This is a genomic window from Variovorax sp. UMC13, from assembly GCF_014170375.1.
In the GTDB taxonomy this organism is placed as follows: domain Bacteria; phylum Pseudomonadota; class Gammaproteobacteria; order Burkholderiales; family Burkholderiaceae_C; genus Variovorax.
This window is the reverse complement of sequence record NZ_LZZW01000024.1, coordinates 51,532-74,368: the sequence shown is the minus strand read 5'-3', so window position 1 is coordinate 74,368 and position 22,837 is coordinate 51,532. Positions and strand designations below refer to the sequence as shown.

17 protein-coding genes are annotated in these 22,837 nt (G+C 69.6%); 13 read left to right on the top strand and 4 right to left on the bottom strand.

Annotated features, from left to right (window positions below):
• Nucleotides 1-242: 242 nt before the first annotated feature.
• Nucleotides 243-2,072 carry an ABC transporter transmembrane domain-containing protein gene (locus tag A9977_RS19685; protein ID WP_183026570.1) on the bottom strand — a complete coding sequence of 610 codons (1,830 nt, stop codon included), beginning with the start codon at nt 2,070-2,072 and terminating at the stop codon, nt 243-245.
• Between the two features lie 78 nt (nt 2,073-2,150).
• Between A9977_RS19685 and A9977_RS19680 the strand changes: the two genes are divergently transcribed.
• The 11 genes from A9977_RS19680 (at nt 2,151) to A9977_RS19630 (ending at nt 14,902) form a co-directional block, all read left to right on the top strand.
• Complete coding sequence (locus A9977_RS19680; RefSeq protein WP_259652059.1) at nt 2,151-2,678, top strand: MarR family winged helix-turn-helix transcriptional regulator; 528 nt, start codon at nt 2,151-2,153, stop codon at nt 2,676-2,678.
• Nucleotides 2,675-4,156, top strand: a complete 1,482-nt coding sequence (locus A9977_RS19675; RefSeq protein WP_183026569.1) for an efflux transporter outer membrane subunit — start codon at nt 2,675-2,677, stop codon at nt 4,154-4,156. Before A9977_RS19680 ends, A9977_RS19675 begins: the two co-directional genes overlap by 4 nt.
• Before the next feature lie 65 nt (nt 4,157-4,221).
• Nucleotides 4,222-5,583, top strand: coding sequence for an HlyD family efflux transporter periplasmic adaptor subunit (locus A9977_RS19670; protein ID WP_183026568.1), 1,362 nt, complete (start codon nt 4,222-4,224; stop codon nt 5,581-5,583).
• Nucleotides 5,584-5,603: 20 nt separating this feature from the next.
• On the top strand, nt 5,604-7,172 hold the full coding sequence (locus A9977_RS19665; RefSeq protein WP_183026567.1) for a DHA2 family efflux MFS transporter permease subunit: 1,569 nt from the start codon (nt 5,604-5,606) through the stop codon (nt 7,170-7,172).
• A 183-nt stretch (nt 7,173-7,355) separates the two neighbouring features.
• Nucleotides 7,356-8,126, top strand: coding sequence for an ABC transporter ATP-binding protein (locus tag A9977_RS19660; protein WP_183026566.1), 771 nt, complete (start codon nt 7,356-7,358; stop codon nt 8,124-8,126).
• Between the two features lies 1 nt (nt 8,127).
• Nucleotides 8,128-8,835, top strand: a complete 708-nt coding sequence (locus A9977_RS19655) for an ABC transporter ATP-binding protein (RefSeq protein WP_183026565.1) — start codon at nt 8,128-8,130, stop codon at nt 8,833-8,835.
• A 55-nt stretch (nt 8,836-8,890) separates the two neighbouring features.
• Entirely contained in the window at nt 8,891-10,087 is a 1,197-nt protein-coding gene (locus A9977_RS19650) for an ABC transporter substrate-binding protein (protein WP_183026564.1), read from the top strand.
• Nucleotides 10,088-10,146: 59 nt separating this feature from the next.
• Nucleotides 10,147-11,343, top strand: a complete 1,197-nt coding sequence (locus A9977_RS19645) for an ABC transporter substrate-binding protein (protein ID WP_183026563.1) — start codon at nt 10,147-10,149, stop codon at nt 11,341-11,343.
• A 42-nt stretch (nt 11,344-11,385) separates the two neighbouring features.
• Nucleotides 11,386-12,261 carry a branched-chain amino acid ABC transporter permease gene (locus tag A9977_RS19640; RefSeq protein ID WP_183026562.1) on the top strand — a complete coding sequence of 292 codons (876 nt, stop codon included), beginning with the start codon at nt 11,386-11,388 and terminating at the stop codon, nt 12,259-12,261.
• A gap of 9 nt (nt 12,262-12,270) precedes the next feature.
• Nucleotides 12,271-13,266, top strand: coding sequence for a branched-chain amino acid ABC transporter permease (locus tag A9977_RS19635; protein WP_183026561.1), 996 nt, complete (start codon nt 12,271-12,273; stop codon nt 13,264-13,266).
• A gap of 70 nt (nt 13,267-13,336) precedes the next feature.
• Nucleotides 13,337-14,902, top strand: coding sequence for an amidase family protein (locus A9977_RS19630; RefSeq protein WP_220811934.1), 1,566 nt, complete (start codon nt 13,337-13,339; stop codon nt 14,900-14,902).
• A 395-nt stretch (nt 14,903-15,297) separates the two neighbouring features.
• Here A9977_RS19630 and A9977_RS19625 read toward each other — a convergent pair whose 3' ends face one another.
• Nucleotides 15,298-15,906: a glutathione S-transferase gene (locus A9977_RS19625; protein ID WP_183026560.1), complete on the bottom strand. Its 609-nt coding sequence runs from the start codon at nt 15,904-15,906 to the stop codon at nt 15,298-15,300.
• A 142-nt stretch (nt 15,907-16,048) separates the two neighbouring features.
• On the opposite strand from A9977_RS19625, the gene A9977_RS19620 reads away from it, so the two are divergent.
• Nucleotides 16,049-16,504 carry an Lrp/AsnC family transcriptional regulator gene (locus tag A9977_RS19620; protein ID WP_183026559.1) on the top strand — a complete coding sequence of 152 codons (456 nt, stop codon included), beginning with the start codon at nt 16,049-16,051 and terminating at the stop codon, nt 16,502-16,504.
• Here the strand turns inward: A9977_RS19620 and A9977_RS19615 are convergent.
• Nucleotides 16,501-17,568 carry a lipocalin-like domain-containing protein gene (locus A9977_RS19615; protein WP_183026558.1) on the bottom strand — a complete coding sequence of 356 codons (1,068 nt, stop codon included), beginning with the start codon at nt 17,566-17,568 and terminating at the stop codon, nt 16,501-16,503. The genes A9977_RS19620 and A9977_RS19615 overlap by 4 nt on opposite strands.
• Before the next feature lie 174 nt (nt 17,569-17,742).
• On the opposite strand from A9977_RS19615, the gene A9977_RS19610 reads away from it, so the two are divergent.
• Complete coding sequence (locus A9977_RS19610; RefSeq protein WP_183026557.1) at nt 17,743-20,238, top strand: penicillin acylase family protein; 2,496 nt, start codon at nt 17,743-17,745, stop codon at nt 20,236-20,238.
• Nucleotides 20,239-20,278: 40 nt separating this feature from the next.
• On the opposite strand, the gene A9977_RS19605 is transcribed toward A9977_RS19610, so the two are convergent.
• Nucleotides 20,279-22,825, bottom strand: coding sequence for an FtsX-like permease family protein (locus A9977_RS19605; RefSeq protein WP_183026556.1), 2,547 nt, complete (start codon nt 22,823-22,825; stop codon nt 20,279-20,281).
• Nucleotides 22,826-22,837: the final 12 nt, after the last annotated feature.

Here is a 22,837-nt window from a genome sequence, read left to right as displayed (position 1 = left end):
GTGGAGGGCTGGAGGGAGGGGCGATCCGGTGCACGGCGACTGCATTGGAATCGCCGCGTGCGCCCACGCGGTGTCCGGTGGGTAAAGAGAAGGTGAAGCCGGAAACATCCCTCGCGCGCGGCGTTGCGTTCGCACAGGTCGGGACTGCGGCTGATTCCGAAACAGGGGAGGGGGTCATCCCTGCGCTCGTCGAGCGCAGGGTGCCACGGCGGCTGCCGAACGGCGGAGCCGCCGCCGTCGCTTCAGCCCGGCACGGCCGCTGTGGATGCCGGCGCCGGTGCGGCTTCGGTGGTGGTGAACTGCAAGGCCGCCAGCCGTGCATAGACGCCGCCGCGCGCCACCAGCGCCGCGTGCGTGCCCTGCTCGACGATCTCGCCCTGGTCCAGCACGATGATGCGGTCGGCCTTCTGCACGGTGGCCAGCCGGTGCGCGATCACCAGCGTGGTCCGGCCCGTCATGGCCGATTCGAGTGCGGCCTGCACCATGCGTTCGCTCTCGGCGTCGAGCGCACTGGTGGCCTCGTCGAGCAGCAGCAGCGGCGGGTTCTTGAGCATGGCCCGCGCGATCGCGATGCGCTGGCGCTGGCCGCCCGACAGGCGCACGCCGCGCTCGCCGAGGAAGGTGTCGTAGCCCTCGGGCAGGGCGCGTAGGAAATCGTCGGCGAAGGCCGCGCGCGCGGCCGCATGCACCTCGTCGGCGCTGGCTTCGGGCCGGCCGTAGCGGATGTTCTCGAAGGCGGTCGCCGAGAAGATCACCGCGTCCTGCGGCACCAGGCCGATGCGGTGGCGCAGGTCGTCGAGCGCCAGCGCATCCAGCGGCGCGCCGTCGAGCAGCAGGCTGCCGGACTGCGGGTCGTAGTAGCGCAGCAGCAGCTGGAACACCGTGCTCTTGCCCGCGCCGCTGGCGCCGACCAGGGCCACGGTCTCGCCGGGCGCCACGCGCAGGCTGAAATCGCGCAGCGCCGGGGTGGCGGGCCGCGAGGGGTAGTGGAAGCTCACGCCTTCGAGCGCGATGGTGCTGCCGCCGGGGGCCAGCGGCACCGTCACGGGTTGGGCAGGGGAGGCGATGGCGGACCTGGCGTGCAGCAGTTCCATCAGGCGCTCGGTGGCGCCAGCGGCGCGCAGCAGGTCGCCGTAGACCTCGCCCAGCACCGCGGCGGCGCTGGCCAGGATGATCACGTAGACGACCGTCTCGCCCAGGTGGCCGGCCGTGATGGTGCCCTGCAGCACCGCCTGCGTCCCCTGGTACAGGCCCCACAGCAGCGCGGCCGAGGTGGCGATGATGATGAAGGCCACCAGCACCGAGCGCGCCTTGGCGCGCCGCACCGCGGTCAGGAAGGCGTTGTCGGTCGAGGTGTCGAAGCGGGCGGCCTCGCGCGCCTCGGCGGTGTAGCTCTGCACCACGGGGATGGCGTTGAGCACCTCGGCCGCGATGGCGCTGGAATCGGCCACGCGGTCCTGGCTGGCGCGCGAGAGCTTGCGCACGCGGCGCCCGAACCACATGCTCGGCAGCACCACCAGCACCAGCACGCCCAGCACCTGGCCCATCACGTAGGGGTTGGTCCAGACCAGCATGCCCAGGGCGCCGATGCCCATCACCGCGTTGCGCAGCCCCATGCTGAGCGAGGAGCCGACCACCGTCTGCACCAGCGTCGTGTCGGCCGTCAGGCGCGACAGCACCTCGCCCGTTTGCGTGGTCTCGAAGAACACCGGGCTCTGGCGCAGCACATGCGCATAGACCGCGTTGCGCAGGTTGGCTGTGATGCGCTCGCCCAGCCAGCTCACCGTGTAGAAGCGCGCCGCCGAGAACAGGCCCAGCGCCACCGCCACGCCGAACAGCGCGAAGAAATGGTCGCGCAGCGCCATGGTCTGGGCGCCCTTGTCGCTGCTCACCAGCCCGCCGTCGATCAGGCTGCGCAGGGCCAGCGGGAACACCAGCGTGGCCCCGGCCGCGGCCACCAGGAACACCCCCGCGAGGGCGATCTGCCAGCGGTAGGGGCGCAGGAAGGGGAAGAGCCCGGAGAGGGATTTGGGTGAACCTTTTTCGGAGGTTCGGGAGACGGAAACAGCCATGGCGCGATTCTACCGACCGGTTGCCCCTGCAAAGGCAGCCTTGACAGTAATTGCCTAAGCAACTAATATCCGGACCCGATGAACGACGACACCCAACGACCGACCGACCCGGAGCCGCCTCCGCCGGCCATCCCTGCCTTCTATTCGGCGGACCTGTACCGCCCGGAAGAGAGCGTGGGTTACATGATGCGGCGCATCATGACGGCCGTGAGCCAGGCCGTCGAAGGCCAGATGTCCGAGCCCGGCGGCCCGACCTATCCGCAGTGGATCCCCTTGCACAAGCTGCACATGGGCACCGCCACCACGGTGGCCGAACTGGCGCGCGAATGCCTGCTCGACGCGGGTGCGATGACACGCCTGCTCGACCGGCTCGAGACCAAGGGCCTGTGCCGGCGCGTGCGCTCGGTGGCCGATCGGCGGGTGGTGAACATCGAACTGACCGACGAGGGCCGGGCCGCCGCGCAGCAGGTGCCCGAGATCCTCTGCCGGGTCCAGAACCAGCATCTCGCCGGCTTCTCCGAAGCCGAGTGGGAGCAACTCAAGAGCTATCTGCGCCGCATCCTCGACAACGCACAGGTCCTGTCGACCCGTGGAGAAAAGAAATGAACCGCCTCGCTTTCCCATCCCTGGCCGGCCGCGCGCTGCCGGTCGCGGCCGCCGTGCTTGCACTGTGCCTCGCCGGCTGTGCCGACATGTCCGGCATCGGCTCGACCGCCAAGCTGCGCGATGCCGATTCGCTCGGCCTGCAGCGCGCCGTCGCGCAGCATGAAGGCACGCTGGCCGCCAACCCGGTCGACAGCCGCTGGTGGACCGGCTTCGGCAATGCGCAACTCAATGCGCTGATCGACGAGGCGCTGGCCGGCAACCCGAACCTCGCGGTCGCGCAGGCGCGCCTCACGCGTGCCCGCGCCGCCATCGCCACCGCCGAGGCCGCCGATCGGCCGCAGGTCAACGGCGCCTTCGACGCCTCGCACCAGCGCTTCAGCAGCAACTACATCTACCCGGCGCCGCTGGGCGGGTCGATCCAGGAGATCGGCACGCTGCAGCTCAATGGCAGCTGGGAACTCGACTTCTTCGGCAAGAACCGCGCGGCCCTCGACAGCGCGATGGGCACCGCCAATGCGGCCGCGGCCGAGGCCGATGCGGCGCGCGTGATGCTGGCCAGCAACGTGGCGCGTGCCTACGTGCAGTGGGCCCGCCTGAACGAACAGCTGATCGTCGCCAAGCGCACGCTGGCCCAACGCGACGAGACGCTGAAGCTGGTGCGCGACCGGGTGTCCGCCGGCCTGGACACGCGGCTCGAGCTGCGCCAGAGCGAAGGCGGCCTGCCCGAGGCGCGCCAGCAGATCGAGGCGCTCGATGAGCAGATCGCGCTGGCCCGGCATGCGCTCGACGCGCTGGTGGCGCGGCCCGGTGCTTCGCAGGCGCTCGAGGCGCCCAGCCTGGCCTCGCTGCACGCGATCGCGCTGCAGGCCGACATCCCGACCGACCTGCTCGGCCGCCGTGCCGACATCGCGGCGGCGCGCTGGCGCGTCGAAGCGGCCAGCGGCGACGTGGCCGGTGCCAAGACTCTGTTCTATCCCAACGTGAGCCTCACGGCCTTCGTGGGCACGCAGAGCCTGGGCCTGGACAACCTGCTCAAGAGCGACAGCCGCCAGTGGGGCTTCGGCCCCGCGATACGGCTGCCGATCTTCGAGGGCGGCCGGCTGCGCGCCAACCTGCGCGGCAAGGCGGCCGACCTCGATGCCGCGATCGAGAGCTACAACGCCAGCGTGCTCGACGCGGTGCGCGATGCGGCCGACCAGGTCAGCAGCGCGCAGTCGGTGGGCCGCCAGCAGGTGCAGCAGCGCGATGCGCAGGCCGCGGCCGAGGGCGCCTACGAGATCGCCGTGCAGCGCTACCGCGCCGGCCTGGGCAACTACCTCAACGTGCTGACCGCCGAGACCGCGGTGCTGGCGCAACGTCGCCTCGCGGTCGACCTGGCCGCGCGTGCGCTCGAAACGCAGGTCGGCCTGGCGCGCGCGCTGGGCGGCGGCTGGCAGCCGAGCGTGGCCGTGGCCGGTACCGCACCCACCCATCCCTGAACGATTTCCGCGCGCGACTCACGCCGCGCGCACCTCACATATCCCGCATCGGAAGGACACTGAAAATGGACAACAACAATGCAGTCGCCGCCGCCCCCGCCCCGCAAGGAGCGGAGGCAGGCGCGCCCGCCGGCAACAACAAGCGCCGGCGCGCACTCACCGCGCTGGCCGCGGTGGTGATCGTCGCCGGTGGCGGCTGGGGCCTCTATGAATGGCTGGTCGCCAGCCATTACGAAGACACCGACAACGCCTATGTGCAGGGCAACGTGATCCAGATCACGCCGCAGATCGCAGGCACCGTGATGTCGATCATGGCCGACGACACCGACTTCGTGAAAGCCGGCCAACCGCTGGTGCAACTCGACCCGGCCGATGCCCGTCTGGCCTTCGAGCAGTCGGAAGCGGCGCTGGGCCAGGCCGTGCGCCAGGTGCGCACGCTCTACGCCAACAACGGCTCGCTGGCCGCGCAGGTCACGTTGCGCCAGGCCGACATCGTCAAGGCGCAGAGCGACATCGCACGCGCGCAGGACGACCTCCAGCGCCGGCAGGCGCTGACCGGCAACGGCGCGGTGTCGAAGGAAGAACTCAACCATTCCGAGACCGCGGTCGCCAACGCCAAGAGCGCGCTGGCCGCGGCCCAGGCCGGCGTGCTGTCGGCACGCGAGCAGCTCACCAGCAACCAATCGCTCACCGAAGGCACCAGCGTCGAGCAGCACCCCAGCGTGCAGGCCGCAGCGGCCAAGGTGCGCGAGGCATGGCTCGCCACGCAGCGTGTCGCGATGCCCGCACCGGTCGACGGCTACGTGGCACGGCGCACGGTCCAGCTGGGCCAGCGCGTGGCCGCCGGCACGCCGATGATGTCGGTGGTGCCCCTGACCCAGCTGTGGGTCGATGCCAACTTCAAGGAAGTCCAGCTGCGCAATATCCGCATCGACCAGCCGGTCAAGCTCACCGCCGACCTCTACGGCAAGAAGGTCACCTACGACGGCAAGGTCGCGGGCCTGGGCATCGGCACCGGCGCGGCCTTCGCGCTGCTGCCGGCGCAGAACGCCACCGGCAACTGGATCAAGGTGGTGCAGCGGGTGCCGGTGCGCATCGCGCTCGACCCCGAGCAGCTCAAGGCCAACCCGCTGCGCGTGGGCCTGTCGATGGTCGCCGAGATCGACGTGACGAAGAAGGACGGCAAGTCGCTGGCCGATGCGCCGCGCACCACCGCCTTCGCGCAGACGCAGGTCTATGCGAGCTCCGATCGCGGCGCCGATGCCGAGGTCGACCGCATCATCGCGGCCAACCTGGGCCGTCCGGTGCAGGCGCGCACTGAAGCGAAGAAGCCGGTGGCCGACGAGACCGACAAGGGCGCGCTGCATCCGGCCGCGCAGAGCGGTCGCGGCGCCACGCTGGCGATGCGCCAGGCCACGCACGGCTGAGCGCCACGGACACACGCGCAATGGCCACCGCTCCCGCCTCTGCCGCTCCCCTGGCCCATCCGCCGCTCGAGGGCTCGGCCCGCATCTGGGGCACGATCGCGCTCTCGGCCGCGACCTTCATGAACGTGCTCGACTCGTCGATCGCGAACGTGTCGCTGCCCGCCATCTCGGGCGACCTGGGCGTCAGTTCGACCCAGGGCACCTGGGTCATCACCAGCTTCGCGGTGGCCAACGCCATCGCGGTGCCGCTCACCGGCTGGCTCACGCAGCGCTTCGGCCAGGTGCGCCTGTTCATGGCCAGCATCATCCTGTTCGTGCTCAGCTCCTGGCTCTGCGGGCTCGCGCCCAACATGACCACGCTGATCGCGTTCCGTGCGCTGCAGGGCTTCGTCGCCGGACCGATGATCCCGCTGTCGCAGACGCTGCTGCTGGCGAGCTATCCGCGCGCGCTGGCCGGGCTGGCGATGGCGATGTGGGCCATGACCACGCTGGTCGCGCCGGTGATGGGGCCGCTGCTGGGCGGCTGGATCACCGACAACATCTCCTGGCCCTGGATCTTCTACATCAACATCCCGGTCGGCATGGCCGCCGTGACCATCGCCTGGGCGATCTACCGCAAGCGCGACAGCCCCACCAAGAACCTGCCGATCGACACCATCGGCCTGAGCCTGCTGATCCTCTGGGTCGGCGCGCTGCAGCTGATGCTCGACAAGGGCAAGGAGCTCGACTGGTTCCACTCGGCCGAGGTCGTGACGATGGCCGTGGTGGCAGTGGTCGGCTTCGCCTTCTTCCTGGTGTGGGAGCTGACCGAGAAGCATCCGGTGGTCGACCTGTCGCTGTTCAAGCGGCGCAACTTCTGGTCGGGCGCGGTCGCGACCGCGGTGGCCTACGGCCTGTTCTTCGGCAACGTGGTGCTGCTGCCGCTGTGGCTGCAGCAGTACATGGGCTACACCGCCACCCAGGCCGGCATGGTGCTGGCGCCGGTGGGCGCGCTGGCCATCGTGCTGTCGCCGCTGGTGGGCATGACCGTGGCCAAGGTCGATCCGCGGCGCTATGCGACCTTCTCCTTCCTGGTGTTCGCGCTGGTGCTGTGGATGCGTTCGAACTTCAACACGCAGGCCGACATCGGCACCATCATGATCCCCACGATCATCCAGGGCGTGGCGATGGCCTTCTTCTTCATCCCGCTGGTGACGCTGACCTTGTCCGGGCTCACGCCCGACCGGATCCCGGCCGCCTCGGGGCTGTCGAACTTCCTGCGCATCACCGCGGGCGCGATGGGCACCTCGATCGTGACCACGGTGTGGGACGACCGCGCGACCGTGCACCATGCGCAGCTCGCGGAGTCGATCAACCTGGGCAATCCGACCGCGACCGCCGCGATCGCCAACCTGGGCAACAGCGGCTTCAGCAGCGACCAGGTGCTGGGCCAGCTCAACCGCATGATCGACCAGCAGTCCTTCATGCTGGCCGCCAACGACGTGTTCTACGCCTCGGCGGTGCTGTTCATCTTCCTGATCCCGCTGATCTGGCTGGCGCGTCCGCAGATGGGCGGTGGTGCCTCCGATGCCGCGGCCGGTGCGCACTGAGATGAACTGACATGGCGCTGACAACCCGGGTGCCACAACGCATCCGGGTTGCAGTGCAGCATAGGCATTTGCCCCAGTAGGCAGGGGAAGAGGCTCCGCGAACAATTCGGTCGCGCTCACAGTGGGCGCACGGACCGATCGCATGACCGACTTTCAACGCCTCCCCCTGGACGCCCGCGCGAGATGAGCGACATCATTCTCGAGACTCGCCAGCTCACCAAGGAATTCAAGGGCTTCACGGCCGTCAGCAAGGTCGACCTGAAGGTCGTGCGGGGTTCGATCCACGCGCTGATCGGCCCCAACGGCGCGGGCAAGTCCACCTGCTTCAACCTGCTCACGAAGTTCCTGGAGCCCACCTCGGGCACCATCCTCTTCAACGGCCAGGACATCACGCGCGAGCGCCCCGCGCAGATCGCGCGGCGCGGCATCATCCGCTCGTTCCAGATCTCGGCCGTGTTCCCGCACCTCACGCTGCTGGAGAACGTGCGGCTCGGCCTGCAGCGCGCGCTGGGCACCTCCTACCACTTCTGGAAGAGCGAACAGTCGCTCAAGCCGCTCGATGCACGCGCCCGCGCGCTGCTGGCCGAGGTGGGCCTCGAGGACCTGGCCGACGAACAGACCGTGAACCTGCCCTACGGCCGCAAGCGCGCGCTCGAGATCGCCACCACGCTGGCGATGGAGCCCGAGCTGATGCTGCTGGACGAACCCACGCAGGGCATGGGCCACGAGGACGTGCACCGCGTGGCTGAACTGATCAAGCGCGTGTCGGCGGGCCGCACCATCCTGATGGTCGAGCACAACATGAGCGTGGTCTCGACCATCGCCGACACCATCACGGTGCTGCAGCGCGGCGCGGTGCTGGCCGAAGGGCCCTACGCCCAGGTCTCGAAGAACCCGCAGGTCATGGAGGCCTACATGGGCACGACGGACGGCCAACTGCAAGGGGCCCACTGACATGACGGCTGCGTTGGAAATCAAGGGCCTGCAGGCCTGGTACGGCGAATCGCATGTGCTGCACGGCGTCGACATGGTGGTGCAGCCGGGCGAGGTCGTCACGCTGCTGGGCCGCAACGGCGCGGGCCGCACGACCACCATGCGCGCGGTGATGGGCCTGACGGGTGCGCGCAAGGGCAGCATCCAGGTCAATGGCGTGGAAACCATCGGCATGGCCACGCACCGCATCGCCCACCTGGGCATCGGCTACTGCCCGGAAGAGCGCGGCATCTTCGCGAGCCTGTCGGCCGAGGAGAACCTGCTGCTGCCGCCCGCGCTCAAGGGCGCGGCGCCGGGCATGTCGGTCGAGGAGATCTACGCGATGTTCCCCAATCTGGCCGAGCGTCGCCACAGCCAGGGCACGCGGCTGTCGGGTGGCGAGCAGCAGATGCTGGCGGTGGCGCGCATCCTGCGCACGGGCGCGCGGCTGCTGCTGCTCGACGAGATATCCGAAGGGCTGGCGCCGGTGATCGTGCAGGCACTGGCGCGGATGATCACCATGCTGCGCGCCAAGGGCTACACCATCGTGATGGTCGAGCAGAACTTCCGTTTTGCGGCACCGCTGGCCGACCGCTTCTATGTGATGGAGCACGGCCGCATCGTCGAGACCTTCGGCGCTGCGCAGCTCGAGGCCAAGATGCCCGTGCTCAACGAATTGCTGGGCGTCTGAAGCCGCCGCATCCTCCGATCCTTTCCCCAAAAATATTCCTCCAGGAGACAAGCACATGAACAAGAAACTCGGCCTCATCGCCGCCGCCGTCGGCATCCTCGTCCTGGGCGCGGGCGCCGCGCAGGCCCAGGAAAAAGTGAAGATCGGTTTCGTCACCGACCTGTCCAGCCTCTACGCCGACCTCGAAGGCAAGGGCGGCGCCACCGCCATCCAGATGGCCATCGACGACTTCGGCGGCAAGGCCCTGGGCCAGCCCATCGAGCTCTTGGTGGCCGACCACCAGAACAAGGCCGACATCGCCGCCTCCAAGGCCCGCGAATGGATCGACACGGCCGGCGTGACCATGGTCTTCGGCGGCACCAATTCCGGCGTGGCGCTGGCCACCGCCAAGGTGGCGGAAGAGAAGAAGCGCGTGTACTTCAACAACGGCGCGGGCAGCTCGGTGCTCACCAACGAGCAGTGCAGCCCCTACACCATCCACTACGCCTACGACACCGTGGCGCTGGCCAAGGGCACGGGCGCGGCGGTGGTCGACCGCGGCGGCAAGAGCTGGTTCTTCCTGACCGCCGACTATGCCTTCGGCCACGCGCTCGAGGCCGACACCACCAAGGTGGTGAAGGAGAAGGGCGGCACGGTGGTGGGCTCGGTGCGCCATCCGCTCAACGCCTCGGACTTCTCGTCCTTCCTGCTGCAGGCGCAGAACTCCAAGGCGCAGATCCTGGGCCTGGCCAACGCGGGCGGCGACACCGTCAACTCGATCAAGGCGGCGCGCGAATTCGGCATCAACAAGAGCATGAAGACCGCCGGCCTGCTGGTCTTCCTGAGCGACATTCACAGCCTGGGCCTGAAGAACACCGAAGGCCTGCTGCACACCACCAGCTGGTACTGGGACCTGAACGACGACACGCGCAAGTTCGCCAACCGCTTCTTCGAGAAGACCAAGCGCATGCCGACCGACGTGCAGGCCGCCGACTACTCGGCCACCATGACCTACCTCAAGGCCGTGGCCGCCGCCAAGACCACCGACTCCGACAAGGTGATGGCGCAGCTCAAGAGCATGAAGATCGACGACTTCTACGGCAAGGGCCAGATCCGCGCCGACGGCAGCTTCATCCACGACATGTACCTGGTCGAGGTGAAGTCGCCGGCCGAATCCAAGAAGCCCTGGGACTACCTCAAGGTGCTCAAGACGCTGCCGGGCGACCAGGTCTTCACCACCAAGGCCGAGACCAAGTGCGCACTCTGGAAGTGAGCCGCTGACGCGGCCCCCGACCTTTCTCCTCCATCCAGTCAACCCGAGAGAACCACCCCATGAAACGCACGCTCATCGCCTCCGCCTGCTTCGTCGCCACTTGCCTCGCGGCCGCCGGCGCCGCGCAGGCCCAGGAGAAGGTCAAGATCGGTTTCATCACCGACATGTCGAGTCTCTACGCCGACGTGGAGGGCAAGAACGGCGCGCTCGCGATCCAGATGGCCATCGACGACTTCGGCGGCAAGGTCAACGGCATGCCCATCGAGCTGCTGCAGGCCGACCACCAGAACAAGGCCGACATCGCGGCCTCCAAGGCGCGCGAGTGGATCGACACGCAGGGCCTGACCATGCTGTTCGGCGGCACCAGCTCGGGCACCGGCCTGGCCATGGCCAAGGTGGCGCAGGAGAAGAAGCGGGTGTTCATCGTGAACGGCGCGGGCAGCTCGGCGCTCACCAACGAGCAGTGCAGCCCCTACACCGTGCACTACGCCTACGACACCGTGGCGCTGGCCAAGGGCACGGGCAGCGCGGTGATCGCGCGCGGCGACAAGAGCTGGTTCTTCCTGACCGCCGACTACGCCTTCGGCCAGGCACTGGAAGCCGATGCCACCAAGGTCGTGAAGGAGAAGGGCGGCACGGTGGTGGGCAGCGTCAAGCACCCGCTCAACACCTCCGACTTCTCTTCGTTCCTGCTGCAGGCGCAGAACTCCAAGGCCCAGGTGCTGGCGCTGGCCAATGCCGGCGGCGACACCATCAACGCGATCAAGGCGGCCAAGGAATTCGGCATCACCAAGAGCATGAAGATGGTCGGCCTGCTGGTGTTCGTGACCGACGTGCACAGCCTGGGCCTGAAGAACACCGAAGGCCTGCTGCTCACCACCAGCTGGGACTGGAACCTCGACGACAAGACGCGTGCCTTCGGCCGGCGCTTCTTCGAGAAGACCAAGCGCATGCCCACCGACATCCAGGCCGCCGACTACTCGGCCACCATGACCTACCTGAAGGCCGTGCAGGCCGCCAAGAGCACCGATGCCGACACGGTCATGGCGCAGATCAAGAAGACGCCGATCGACGACTTCTATGCCAAGGGCACGGTGCGCGCCGACGGCCGCTTCGTGCACGACATGTACCTGATGCAGGTGAAGTCGCCGGCCGAGTCGAAGGAGCCCTGGGACTACTACAAGGTGGTGCAGAAGCTCAAGGGCGAGGACGTCTACACGACCAAGGCCGAGAGCAAGTGCGCGCTGTGGAAGTGATTTTCCGCGGGCGCTCCGGCGCCCGGGTTCGTTGAGACCTCTATGACCATCTCCCTTCCCGGCCTGTTGAGCCAGCTCCTCCTGGGGCTGGTCAACGGCTCCTTCTATGCCATCCTGAGCCTCGGGCTGGCGGTGATCTTCGGCCTGCTCAACGTCATCAACTTCGCGCACGGCGCGCTGTTCATGCTCGGCGCCGTCCTGACATGGATGGCGATGGAGTACCTGGGCGTCAACTATTGGGTGATGCTGATCGCCGCACCCATCGTCGTCGGCGCCTTCGGCGTGCTGATCGAGCGCCTGCTGCTGCGCTGGATCTACAAGCTCGACCACCTCTACGGCCTCTTGCTCACGCTGGGCCTCACCTTGCTGATCGAGGGCGTGTTCCGCTCGGTCTACGGCGTCTCGGGCCTGCAATACGACGCGCCCGAGGCCCTGTCCAGCGCCACCGACCTGGGCTTCATGGTGCTGCCCAACTACCGCGCCTGGGTGGTCGTGGCCTCGCTGGTCGTGTGCTTCGCCACCTGGTACGTGATCGAGAAGACCCGCCTGGGCGCCTACCTGCGCGCCGGCACCGAAAACCCGCGCCTGGTGGAGGCCTTCGGCGTCAACGTGCCGCTGATGATCACGCTGACCTACGCCTTCGGCGCCGGCCTGGCGGCCTTCGCCGGCGTGCTGGCCGCGCCCGTGATCCAGGTCTCGCCCCTGATGGGCCAGAACCTGATCATCGTGGTGTTCGCGGTGGTCGTGATCGGCGGCATGGGCTCGATCATGGGCGCCATCCTCACCGGCCTGGGCCTGGGGGTGATCGAGGGCTTCACCAAGGTCTTCTACCCCGAGGCTTCGTCCACCGTCGTGTTCGTGATCATGGTCATCGTGCTGCTCATCCGCCCCGCCGGCCTGTTCGGCAAAGAAAAATAAGAAGCGGCCATGAAGAAGCTCTCTCTTGCCATCTACCTGCTGCTGCTCGTCGCGCTGGTCGCGGCGCCGTTCTTCGGTGCCTACCCGGTGTTCGTGATGAAGCTCATGTGCTTCGCACTGTTCGCCGCGGCCTTCAACCTGCTGCTGGGCTACACCGGCCTGCTGTCCTTCGGCCATGCGGCCTTCCTGGGCGGCTCGGCCTATGTGGCCGGCCATGCGATCAAGGTCTGGGGCCTGACGCCCGAGCTGGGCCTGGTCGCAGGCACGCTCACCGGCGCCTTCCTGGGCTGGGTCTTCGGCATCCTGGCCATCCGGCGCCAGGGCATCTACTTCGCGATGATCACGCTGGCGCTCGCGCAGATGATGTTCTTCGTCGCGCTGCAGGCCAAGTTCACCGGCGGCGAGGACGGCCTGCAGGGCGTGCCGCGCGGCAAGCTCTTCGGCCTGATCGACCTGTCGAACGACCTGACCATGTACTACGTGGCGCTGGTGATCGTGGTGGCGGCCTTCCTGCTGATCGTGCGCACCATCCACTCGCCCTTCGGCCAGGTGTTGAAGGGCATCAAGGAGAACGAGCCGCGCGCGCTCTCGCTGGGCTACGACGTGAGCCGCTTCAAGCTGCTGGCCTTCGTGATCTCGGCCGCGCTCTCGGGCCTGGCGGGCTCGCTCAAGACCCTGGTGCTGGGTTTCGCCACCTTGTCGGACGTGCACTGGACCGCCTCGGGCCAGGTGATCCTGATGACGCTGGTGGGCGGGCTGGGCACGCTGTCGGGTCCGCTGGTGGGCTCGGCGGTGGTGGTGCTGCTGGAGAACAAGATCGGCGAGCTGGGCAACTTCCTGGCGCGCCTGACCACGGTCGACTGGTTCAACACGCTGGGCGAGTCGGTGACCATGGTCACGGGCCTGATCTTCGTGATCTGCGTGCTGGCCTTCCGCAAGGGGATCATGGGCGAGATCATCGCGTTCATCGAGCGGCGGCGGGCCCACCGCCAGACGCCGCACTGAGTCAGCGACGCCCTCGCGGCGTCCCCCGCCGGATTCGGTATGCTCCCGGCCTCAAAATCAGGGAGCAACCATGAACAGCGATTCAATTCCGCGCGGCAGCGCTTTGTCCAAAAGAACCCGGTATGCCTGGCTCCTGTGCGCGAGCCTGGCCCTGGCCGCATGCGGCGGCGGTAGCAGTGGTGGGGGCGGCGGTCCCGGCACCACAGGGGCCTCGCTCGATGGCCTCGAGTACATGGACATCACCGAGCTCTCGCAGCGCATGTCCCAGGGCACGAGCTCGCATGCGATCACGTCGTACCTGCTCGACCGCATCGCCCGGCTCGACCGGCAAGGCCCCACGCTCAAGGCGGTCATCGAACTCAACCCCGACGCCCTTCGCCTGGCGGACCAGATGGACGCCGAGCGTGCGAGTGGCAGGCTGCGCGGCCCGCTGCACGGCATCCCGGTGCTGCTGAAGGACAACATCGACACCGGTGACCGCATGCAGACCAGCGCCGGCTCGCTCGCGATGGTGGGCGCGCCGGCAACACGCGACGCTTTCGTCGCCAGGAAGCTGCGCGATGCGGGGGCGGTCATCCTGGGCAAGACCAACCTCAGCGAATGGGCCTACTTCCGCGACGCCAGTCTGCCCAGCGGATGGAGCGGAAGGGGCGGCCAGACCCGCAACCCCTATGTGCTGGACCGGGACCCCTGCGGATCGAGCAGCGGCTCCGGCGTCGGCATCGCGGCCGGGTTCGCGCCGATCGCGCTGGGCACCGAGACGGAGGGCTCGATCCTGTGTCCGGCCGCCGCCAACGGCGTCGTCGGCATCCGGCCCACCCTGGGCCTCGCGAGCCGCACGGGCATCGTTCCCATCTCCGAGGCGCAGGACACGCCAGGGCCCATGGCGCGCTCGGTGCGCGATGCGGCCCTGCTGCTGTCGGTGATGGCTGGCCGCGATGCCGCGGACGGCGCCACGCGTGACGCGGGCCTGCACAGCGGCGACTTCACGCGCTTCCTGAAAACCGATGGCCTGGCTGGACGGCGCATCGGTTATCCGCAAGACAGGACACCTGGCGAAGCATCGAACTTCGGCCAGGCGTTGGCCGCCATGCGGGCCGCCGGCGCGGTGCTGGTGCCGGTGCAGATGCCGAATCCCCCGGCCGAGTACGAGGTGCCCCTGCTGGCGGCCAACTTCGGCCGCGGCCTCAGCACCTATCTGGCGACGCGGCCAGGGCTCCCGATCCGGAGCCTCCAGGACCTGATCGCCTTCAACCGCACGGCGCCGCTGGATGGCAGCGGCCAGCCCTACCCGCAGGGCCTGATCCAGCTCGCGGCCGACCTGCTGGCCGACCCGGACAGCGATGCCGAACTGTCGACGCTGGGCCCGCAGCAGAAAGGCGATGCACGCGCCGCCATCGATGGCGTGCTGCAGCGCCATGCGCTCGATATGCTGGCCAGCGACCAGTACGGCGGCCATGGCGGCGCCATGGCGGGCTATCCCGCTATCGTGGTGCCGAGCGGCGTCGACAGTGACGGCATGCCGCTGGCGGTGCAATTCCTGGGCACGCAGTGGAGCGAGCCTGCACTGCTCGGCGTGGCCTATGCATTCGAGCAGGCCACGCGGGCGCGGCGCAATCCGAAGTTCCTGCCTTAGCGCCTGCGGCCACCATCGATGCGCCGCCGTCGCGATACCGCTCCCCACAGCTTTCGATGCCTGCACGGGGCCGTCCGCGCAGAGCCTCTTGTCGTCAACACCTTATCCGTTGCTTCCATGAACAAAGATTTCCTCCGCATCCTCCCGCGGCCCCGGGCCTTCCTGCGGGTCGGGTGCGCTGCGCTGTCCACCGCGCGACGAACTGGCCTACTGGGCCAGCGACGCCGCACGCGGCCAGCCGCTCAAGCTGTCGCTGGCTCCCGCCAAGGCGGGTGACAAGCCGTTGACCGCCACCTTCTCCTTGCCGCGCGACAACGACGGCCTGAAGAAGGTCGTTCAACCTTGTGTGGGCGCCGCGGCGGCCAGGCCGGCGCAGCCCTGAGCCGCGCCGCGCCTCAGGCGAAGGGCGCGGCCCGGAAGGCCTCGAGGCCTTCCGCCGCCCGCGCATGGCGGGCCGTCGCCGGATGCGACCGCGCGTCGACGTCGCCGGGCACCATCTCCTGCGTGAAGCGCCAGGCGACGGCGCTGGTCACGCCGGCCTGGTCGATCGTCGTGGCTTCCAGCGCCGGCGCTCGGGCCGCCAGCTCGGCCTCCAGTTGCGCGCAGGCGGCGTCCAGCTGCTGCTTCACGCGTTCCATCCAGGGCGCATGCAGCTTCTCCGGCGGACGGAGCTGGCGCTCGTAGACGATCTGCACCGCCTTCTCGCACACCGCCAGCCCCAGTCCGACGATGCGCAGTGCGCGCTGGCGTGCCCTGGGGTCGGCCGGCATCAGGCTGCGTCCGGCGACGGTTTCGACGTGGTCGATGATCAGCGTCGAGTCCATCAGGACCTGGCCGTTGGCGCAGACCAGCGTGGGCGCCTTCACCACCGGATTGATCGCGCGAAACGAATCGAAGTTGCTGAAGACCGAGATCGGCCGGTGCACGAAGGGCTGCTTCAGCAGATGCAGCGTGACGGCCACGCGCCGCACGTAGGGCGAGTCGAGCATGCCGATGAGTTCCATGGTCCTTCTTTCGCAAGGGTCCTCGCGCCACATGGCGAGCTTGGCCCGACGATAGAGAATGGGGGGCGCGCTTCCCAGCGCAAGCCATCGGAAATCGACCTGTAGAACCGATGGATCATCGGCATCCCATCACCTCATTCCCATGAAGCTCGACAAGAAGGACCGCCTGATCCTCGAGGCCCTGCAACGCGACGCGCGCCAGAGCCTGGCCGCGATCGGCAAGCGCATCGGCCTCTCGCAGCCCGCGATGAGCGAGCGCGTGCGCAAGCTCGAGGACGCGGGCGTGATCGAAGGCTACGGCGCGCGCGTCAACCTGCGCGCGATCGGCATCGGCCTGCAGGCGATCATCCGGATCCAGACCACGCACGAGGGCATCCGGAAGTACATCGCCCTGTTCGAACAGATGCCGGAGGTCCTCGAGGCCGACCGCGTGACCGGCGAGGACTGCTTCATCGTGCGCTGTGCGATCGCCGAACCACAGGACCTCGAGCGCGTGGTGGACGCGCTCGCGCGGCACGGCGGCGTCACGACCTCGCTGGTGCTCTCGAGCCCGGTGCGCAAGACGGCGACGGTGCTGGCGGCGGGGCGTCTGGTTTAGAGACGAAGCGGCGCCGCATACCCTGTCATCTCCAGGTACCCGCGCCCGACCCGCCGCCCCTGCGCATCGAGCAGGTCGCTCAGGCCCTCCCAGTACACGCCGCCGGTCGAGCCGCGGCTGTCCAGCTCCTGGTCGTCGAGCAGCGCGCGCACCTCGAAATTGCCGGACGGCGTCTGCACCCGCCACTGGGTCGGGTACTTCGCCTGCGTGCGCGGGCTGGTCCAGGTCTTGACGATGTCGAAGTGCACTTCGCCGTCGCCGAAGATGCGCGCCGTGCCGTCGCGCGGTCGGAACGAGCCGCCGCCCCACAGCGCGCTGCCATCGGCGCGCCGCAGGTGGAAGGCCGTGAGCGCGCTGCCGTCGTCGAGGTTCATGCCGATCCAGTCCCAGCCCACGGCCTCGGGGTGCATCAGCGCCTCGCTCCATTCGTGGTCCAGCCAGGCCTTGCCCGCGATCTCGAACGGCTGGCCCTTGAGCGTCAGCTTGCCCTGCGCCGCGAGCTGTGGCTCGCTGTAGTAATAGCTGGCCTGCGCCTCTTCGGGCCCCTTGCGCGAAAGGCCGGCCCGGCCTTGCAGCAGCACCGGCTGGGTGGGCGTGAAGCGCAGGTCGAGCGCGAACTCGCCGGCCGGGATGCGCGCGGCATAGACGCCGTTCTCGCGCACCAGCGACCAGTCGCGGATGCGCACGTCGGTGTCGGCCTCGCTGGCCTGCGCCACGCCGAAGCCCGCGCGGGCGATGCGCTGGTCGTGCAGCAGCACGCGGCCCTCGAGGTCGGTCACGGCCGCATGTGCGAACACCAGCTGCTTGGCCGCGAAGGCCGAGCGCATGGCCTGCGTGGCATCGATGCGCGAGCGGAAGAAGGTGACCTGGAAGCCGAATTCACGGCCCGCGGCGTTCTTCGCATGGCCGGTGACGTACCACCACTCGGTGTGCAGCTCGGGATGGCTGCCGAAGTCGCGTGGGAATTGCAGCGTGCGCTCGGGCAAGGCCCAGGCCGCCAGCGGGCCGGCCGCGAGCGCCGCGAACAACAGGCTTCGCCGCGACAGCAAGGGTGGCGAAAACATCAGGCGGCCATCAGCGTGTTGACGCGCCGCCGGGCCAGCGGCGGCGAGGGGAGGAGGAAGAGGGGGACTGCATATCGGCGCCAGTCTACAAGTCATGGTTTGTGCGGAACGCGCCAGGCCGCCGAATCGGGATACTGTGCCCTGCCGCCTACGCGGCAGGAGACAAAGTCAAACATGAAAAAAATCGAGCTGAGCGCCGTGGCGCTCGCGGCCCTGGCCTTGGTCGGCTGCGCCAGCAGCCCTTCCGGTGTCAACACACCGAACCGGCCTTCCTCGTCCTTCGCCATTCCCGGTCTGGAAAAGCCCGCCGAGGTGCTGGTCGACCGCTGGGGCGTGCCGCATCTCTATGCGGGCACGCTCTACGACGCCTTCGTGGCGCAGGGTTTCATCGCCGCGCGCGACCGGCTCTGGCAGATGGACCTGTGGCGCAAGCGCGGCCTGGGCGAGATGGCCAAGGACTTCGGGCCCGACTGGGTCGAGAGCGACCGCGCCGCGCGCGCCGTGCTCTACCGCGGCGACATGTACCGCGAGTGGCTCGCCTACGGCTCCGACGCCAAGCGCGTGGCCGAGGCCTTCACCGCGGGCGTCAACGCCTACGTGGCGCAGGTACAGGCGCAGCCCGCGCTGCTGCCGGCCGAGTTCGCACTGCTCGGCTACCAGCCGGCCACCTGGTCGGCCGAAGACGTGGTGCGCATCCGCCACCACGGGCTCACGCTCAACTTCACCTCCGAGATCGAACGCGCGCGTGCGTTCTGCGCCGGCCCGGCCGGTGCCAAGGCCGACTGGCTGCGCCGCGAGCTCGACCCGCCCGTCACGCCGCAGGTGCCGCCGGGGCTCGATCCCTGCGACATCCCGGCCACCGAATTGCGCGCGGCCTACCTGCGCGCCACCGAAGGGCCGGTCTTCACCAAGGCCAACACGCGGCTGGGCATGAACGCGGGCGCGGCGGTCGTGCCGGTGGCGCTGCTGCCGGGCAGCGCCGAAGCCGAAAGGCAGCGCGAGGACGCGCAGCAGGCCTCGCAGGGCGACCCGACCGGCGCCTACGGCAGCAACAACTGGGTGATCGCGCCCCAGCTCACGGCCACCGGCCGGCCCATCCTGGCCAACGACCCGCACCGCGCCCATGGCGCGCCCAGCCTGCGCTACATGACGCACCTGAGCGCACCCGGCATGGACGCCATCGGCGCGGGCGAGCCCTTCCTGCCGGGCCTGTCGATCGGCCACAACGGCACCATCGCCTTCGGCCTCACGCGCTTCTACATGGACCAGGAAGACCTGTACGTGTACCAGCTCAACCCGGCCAATCCCAACGAATACCGCTACCAGGACCGCTGGGAGCCGATGACGCGCGTGACCGAACGCATCGCGGTCAAGGGCGAGCGCACGCCGCGCGAGGTGGTCAACAGCTTCACGCGCCATGGCCCGGTGCTGCTGGCCGAGCCCGGCAAGCAGCGCGCATTCGCGTTGCGCGCCGCCTGGCTGGAGCCCGGCATGGCGCCGTACTTCGGATCGATGGATTACATGCGCGCGCGCAACTGGGACCAGTTCCGTGCCGCCATGAACCGCTGGGGCGCACCGGGCGAGAACCAGGTCTATGCCGACACCAGCGGCAACGTCGGCTGGATTCCCGGCGGGTTGACGCCGATCCGCCCCAACTGGGACGGGCTGATGCCGGTGCCGGGCGACGGGCGCTACGAGTGGTCGGGCTTTCGCAACGGCGACGAACTGCCGTCGGAGTTCAACCCCGCGCGCGGCTACGTGGTGACCGCCAACGAGAACAACATCCCGCCCGACCACCCGGCCGCGAAGAAGGGCGTGGGCTACGAATGGAGCGATGCGGCCCGCGCGCGCCGCCTGAAGGAACTGTTCGCGGCCAAGGCGGCGGCAGGCACGCGCTTCACCCTCGAGGATTCGGAGCGCATGCAGAACGACATCGTCGCCACGCCCGCGCAGCGGCTGCTCAAGCTGCTGGCCGGCCTGCGCAGCGACGATCCGCAGACCGCGTCGGCCTTGCGCCTGCTGCAGGGCTGGAACGGCGCGATGGACCGCGACAGCGCCGCCGCCGCGCTGTACGAGGTCTGGAGCAGCAAGCCCCTGCGCGCGGCCGTGCTCAAGGCCGGCGCGGGCGATGCCGCCGCCGCGCTGGCCACGCCCGGCGACAACACGCGCATGGTGATGCTGCTCGAGAACCCCGCCGGCTGGGTCACGAACGCGCAGCGCGATGCCCTGCTGCTGACGACCTTGCCGCTCGCGATGCAGGAACTCACGGCCAAGCTGGGCCCCGACACGGCGGCCTGGAAGTGGGGCGCCCTGCACCGCGCCGAGTTCCGCCATCCGCTCGGCGGCGTGGTCGACGCGGCCGCGCGCAAGAAGCTGGATGTGGGCGACTGGCCGATGTCCGGCTCGGCCTTCACCCCGATGGCCGCCACCTACCGCGCCAGCGACTACAAGCTGACCGCGGGCGCGTCCTTCCGCATGGTGCTCGACGTGGGGAATTGGGACGCTTCGCGCGTGATCAACGCGCCGGGGCAGTCGGGGAATCCGGACAGTCCGAACTACCGGGACCTGGCGCCGCTGTGGCTCGAAGGCAAGTACGTGCCGCTGGTCTATTCGCGTTCCGCGGTGGAGCGGGAGACGGTCGAGCGGATCCAGTTGACGCCGGGGCGTTGACGGGTCGAGGGCCGGTGCCTGCCGCGAGGGGAAGACTGCGCTACCAGTCTTCCTTCACGGCCAACACCGCGTCCTTGCCCGCCGCAGCCCGCCCCGCCAGCCACGCCGTCAGCGTGCCGGCCGCCACCACCGCGGCACACAGCGCCAGCAGGCGCAGCCAGGGCACGAGCAGGTCCATGCTCCAGTGGAAGCTCTGCGGGTTGACCACCTTCACCAGCACCACCGACACCGCGAGCCCCAGGCCCAGGCCGGCGACCGCGCCGATCGCGGTCCAGGCCGCGCCTTCGCCCGCCACCACCGCCAGCACCTGGCGCCGGGTGAAGCCCAGGTGCGCCATCAGGCCGAACTCCTTGCGGCGCGCCAGCACCTGCGCGCTGAAGCTGGCGGCGATGCCGAACAGGCCGATGGCGATGGCCACGGCCTGCAGCCAGTAGGTGACGGCGAAGCTGCGGTCGAAGATGCGCAGCGAGGTGGCGCGGATCTGGCCGACCGAGGCCAGCTCCAGCGCATCCGACAGCCCGGGCTCGGCCGACGCCAGCGCGCGAACCGCGGACTGCACCTCGGTGTCGACCGCATCGGGCGCCAGCCACAGCGCGACGTCGCTGGCACCGGCGTCGCCGGTCAGGCGTTCGAAGTCGCGCGCGTCCATCGTGATCGCGCCGAACTGGCGCACATAGTCGCGCCACACGCCGGCCACGAAGAAGCGCTGGCCGGCCGCGGGCGTGCCGAGCGCCTGCGCCAGCGGCGCGAACACCGTGCCCGGTTTTGCGCCGTAGAGGTCGACCATGGCCTCGCTCACATAGATGCCGATCTGCCCCGCGGGCACGGGCAGCACCTCGCCCACCAGCGGCAGCGTGCGCGCGGCGCCGTCGTCGAGGCTGCGCGCGATCAGGGTCACGGCCGGCCGCGCGGGGTCGAGCAGCAGCGGGCGCAGCCGCTGCGTGCCGGTGCGCGCCACGCCGGGCAAGCGCGCCAGCTTCTGCACGAAGACCGGCGTGAAGGCCGCGTCGTCGGCCGCGCTGGCGCCGGCCACGCGCAGGTAGAGGTCGGCCGGCAGCACCACGTCGAGCCAGCGGGTGACCGAATCGCGGAAGCTCGCGACCATCACGGTCAGCGCTACCGCCAGGCTCAGGCTCGCGACCACGCCGCTGACCGCCACCGCGGCGGTACCGCGCATGCGGCGTGCGCGCTCGATGGCCAGCATCGGCAGCACGCGCTGCGCGAACAGCGGCGCGATGCGGTCGTAGAGCAGCGCGATCAGCCAGGGCAGGGCGGTGATGCCGCCCACCAGCAGCAGGCCGACCGAGAAGTACGCGGCCACCGGGATGTCGAACAGCGGTGGCATCTGCGCCAGCGCCACACCGGCCAGCAGCAGCACGAAGGGCAGCACGCGCGCGCCTTGCCGCGCGGGCGCCGCGCCCAGGCCCTTGAGCGTTTGCGCCTCGGGCAGCGCTTGCGCCGCGCGCGCGGGCCACCAGCCGCCGACCAGCGCCGCGGCCACGCCCAGCCCGCCGTAGAGCAGCGCGGCGCCCGAGCGCCAGTGCAGCGTGGGCGCCACGCCCGCGAAGTAGCCGCCGCCCAGGTCGCCGCCCAGCACGCGCAGCGCGAACACCGCCAGGCCCGCGCCCAGCGCGATGCCCGCCAGGCTGCCGACCACGCCGAGGATCAGCGACTCGGCCAGCACCAGCGCCAGCCGGCCGCGCGGCGTCAGGCCCAGCACGCCCAGCAGCGCGAACTGCTGCGCGCGCTTGGCCACGCTGAGCGCCAGCACCGAGAACACCAGGAAGGCGCCGGTGAACAGCGCGACCAGCGCCAGCACCGTGAGGTTCACGCGGTAGGCGCGCGAGAGGTTGCTCACGCGCTCGGCCGCATCGCCCGGTTCGGCGATGCGCACGTTCGAGGGCCAGCCGGGCGCGCCCTCCAGCGAGCGGATGAAGGCCGCGCGGTCGATGCCGCCCTGCAGCCGCAGGTCGATGCGCGTGAGCTGGCCGAGCCGGCCGAAGCGTTCCTGCGCGGCCGCGATGTCCATCACCGCGAGCGCACTGCCGCCCGCGGCCACGGTGCCCGCGATCTGCAGGGGGTGGCGCTGGGTGCCGACCTGCGCCTCGAGTTGTGTCGCGGCCGGGCCCAGCGCGTTGCGCGCCGCGGCGTTGAGGAAGACCTGGTCGGGTGCGAAGAGCGCGAAGCGCACCGCGCCTTGGGCCGGCACGGGCATCAGCGCGGGCGCGAGCGTGGGCAGCGCGAGCGCATCGACGCCCACGATGCGCAGCGGCAGCCGGGCGCCGTCGGCGGCCAGCGTGCTCGCGGGGATCTCGACCACCGGGCTGGCCAGCGCCACCTGCGGATGGCGCGCGACCTGCGCGAACAGCGCTTCGTCGAAGCTGCCCTGCGCGGCGCGCAGTTCGAGGTCGGGCTGGCCGTTGACCGAGCGCACCGCGCTGGAGAACTCGTCGAGCGCCGAGGCGTTGATCAGGTGCACCGAGAAGGCCAGCGCCACCCCGAGCATCACCGCGACGACGGCGGCCGCGTTGCGCCACGGGTGGTGGCGCAGCTCCTGCCAGGAAAAAGTGAGAAGCAGCGCGCGCATGGCGCCATTGTC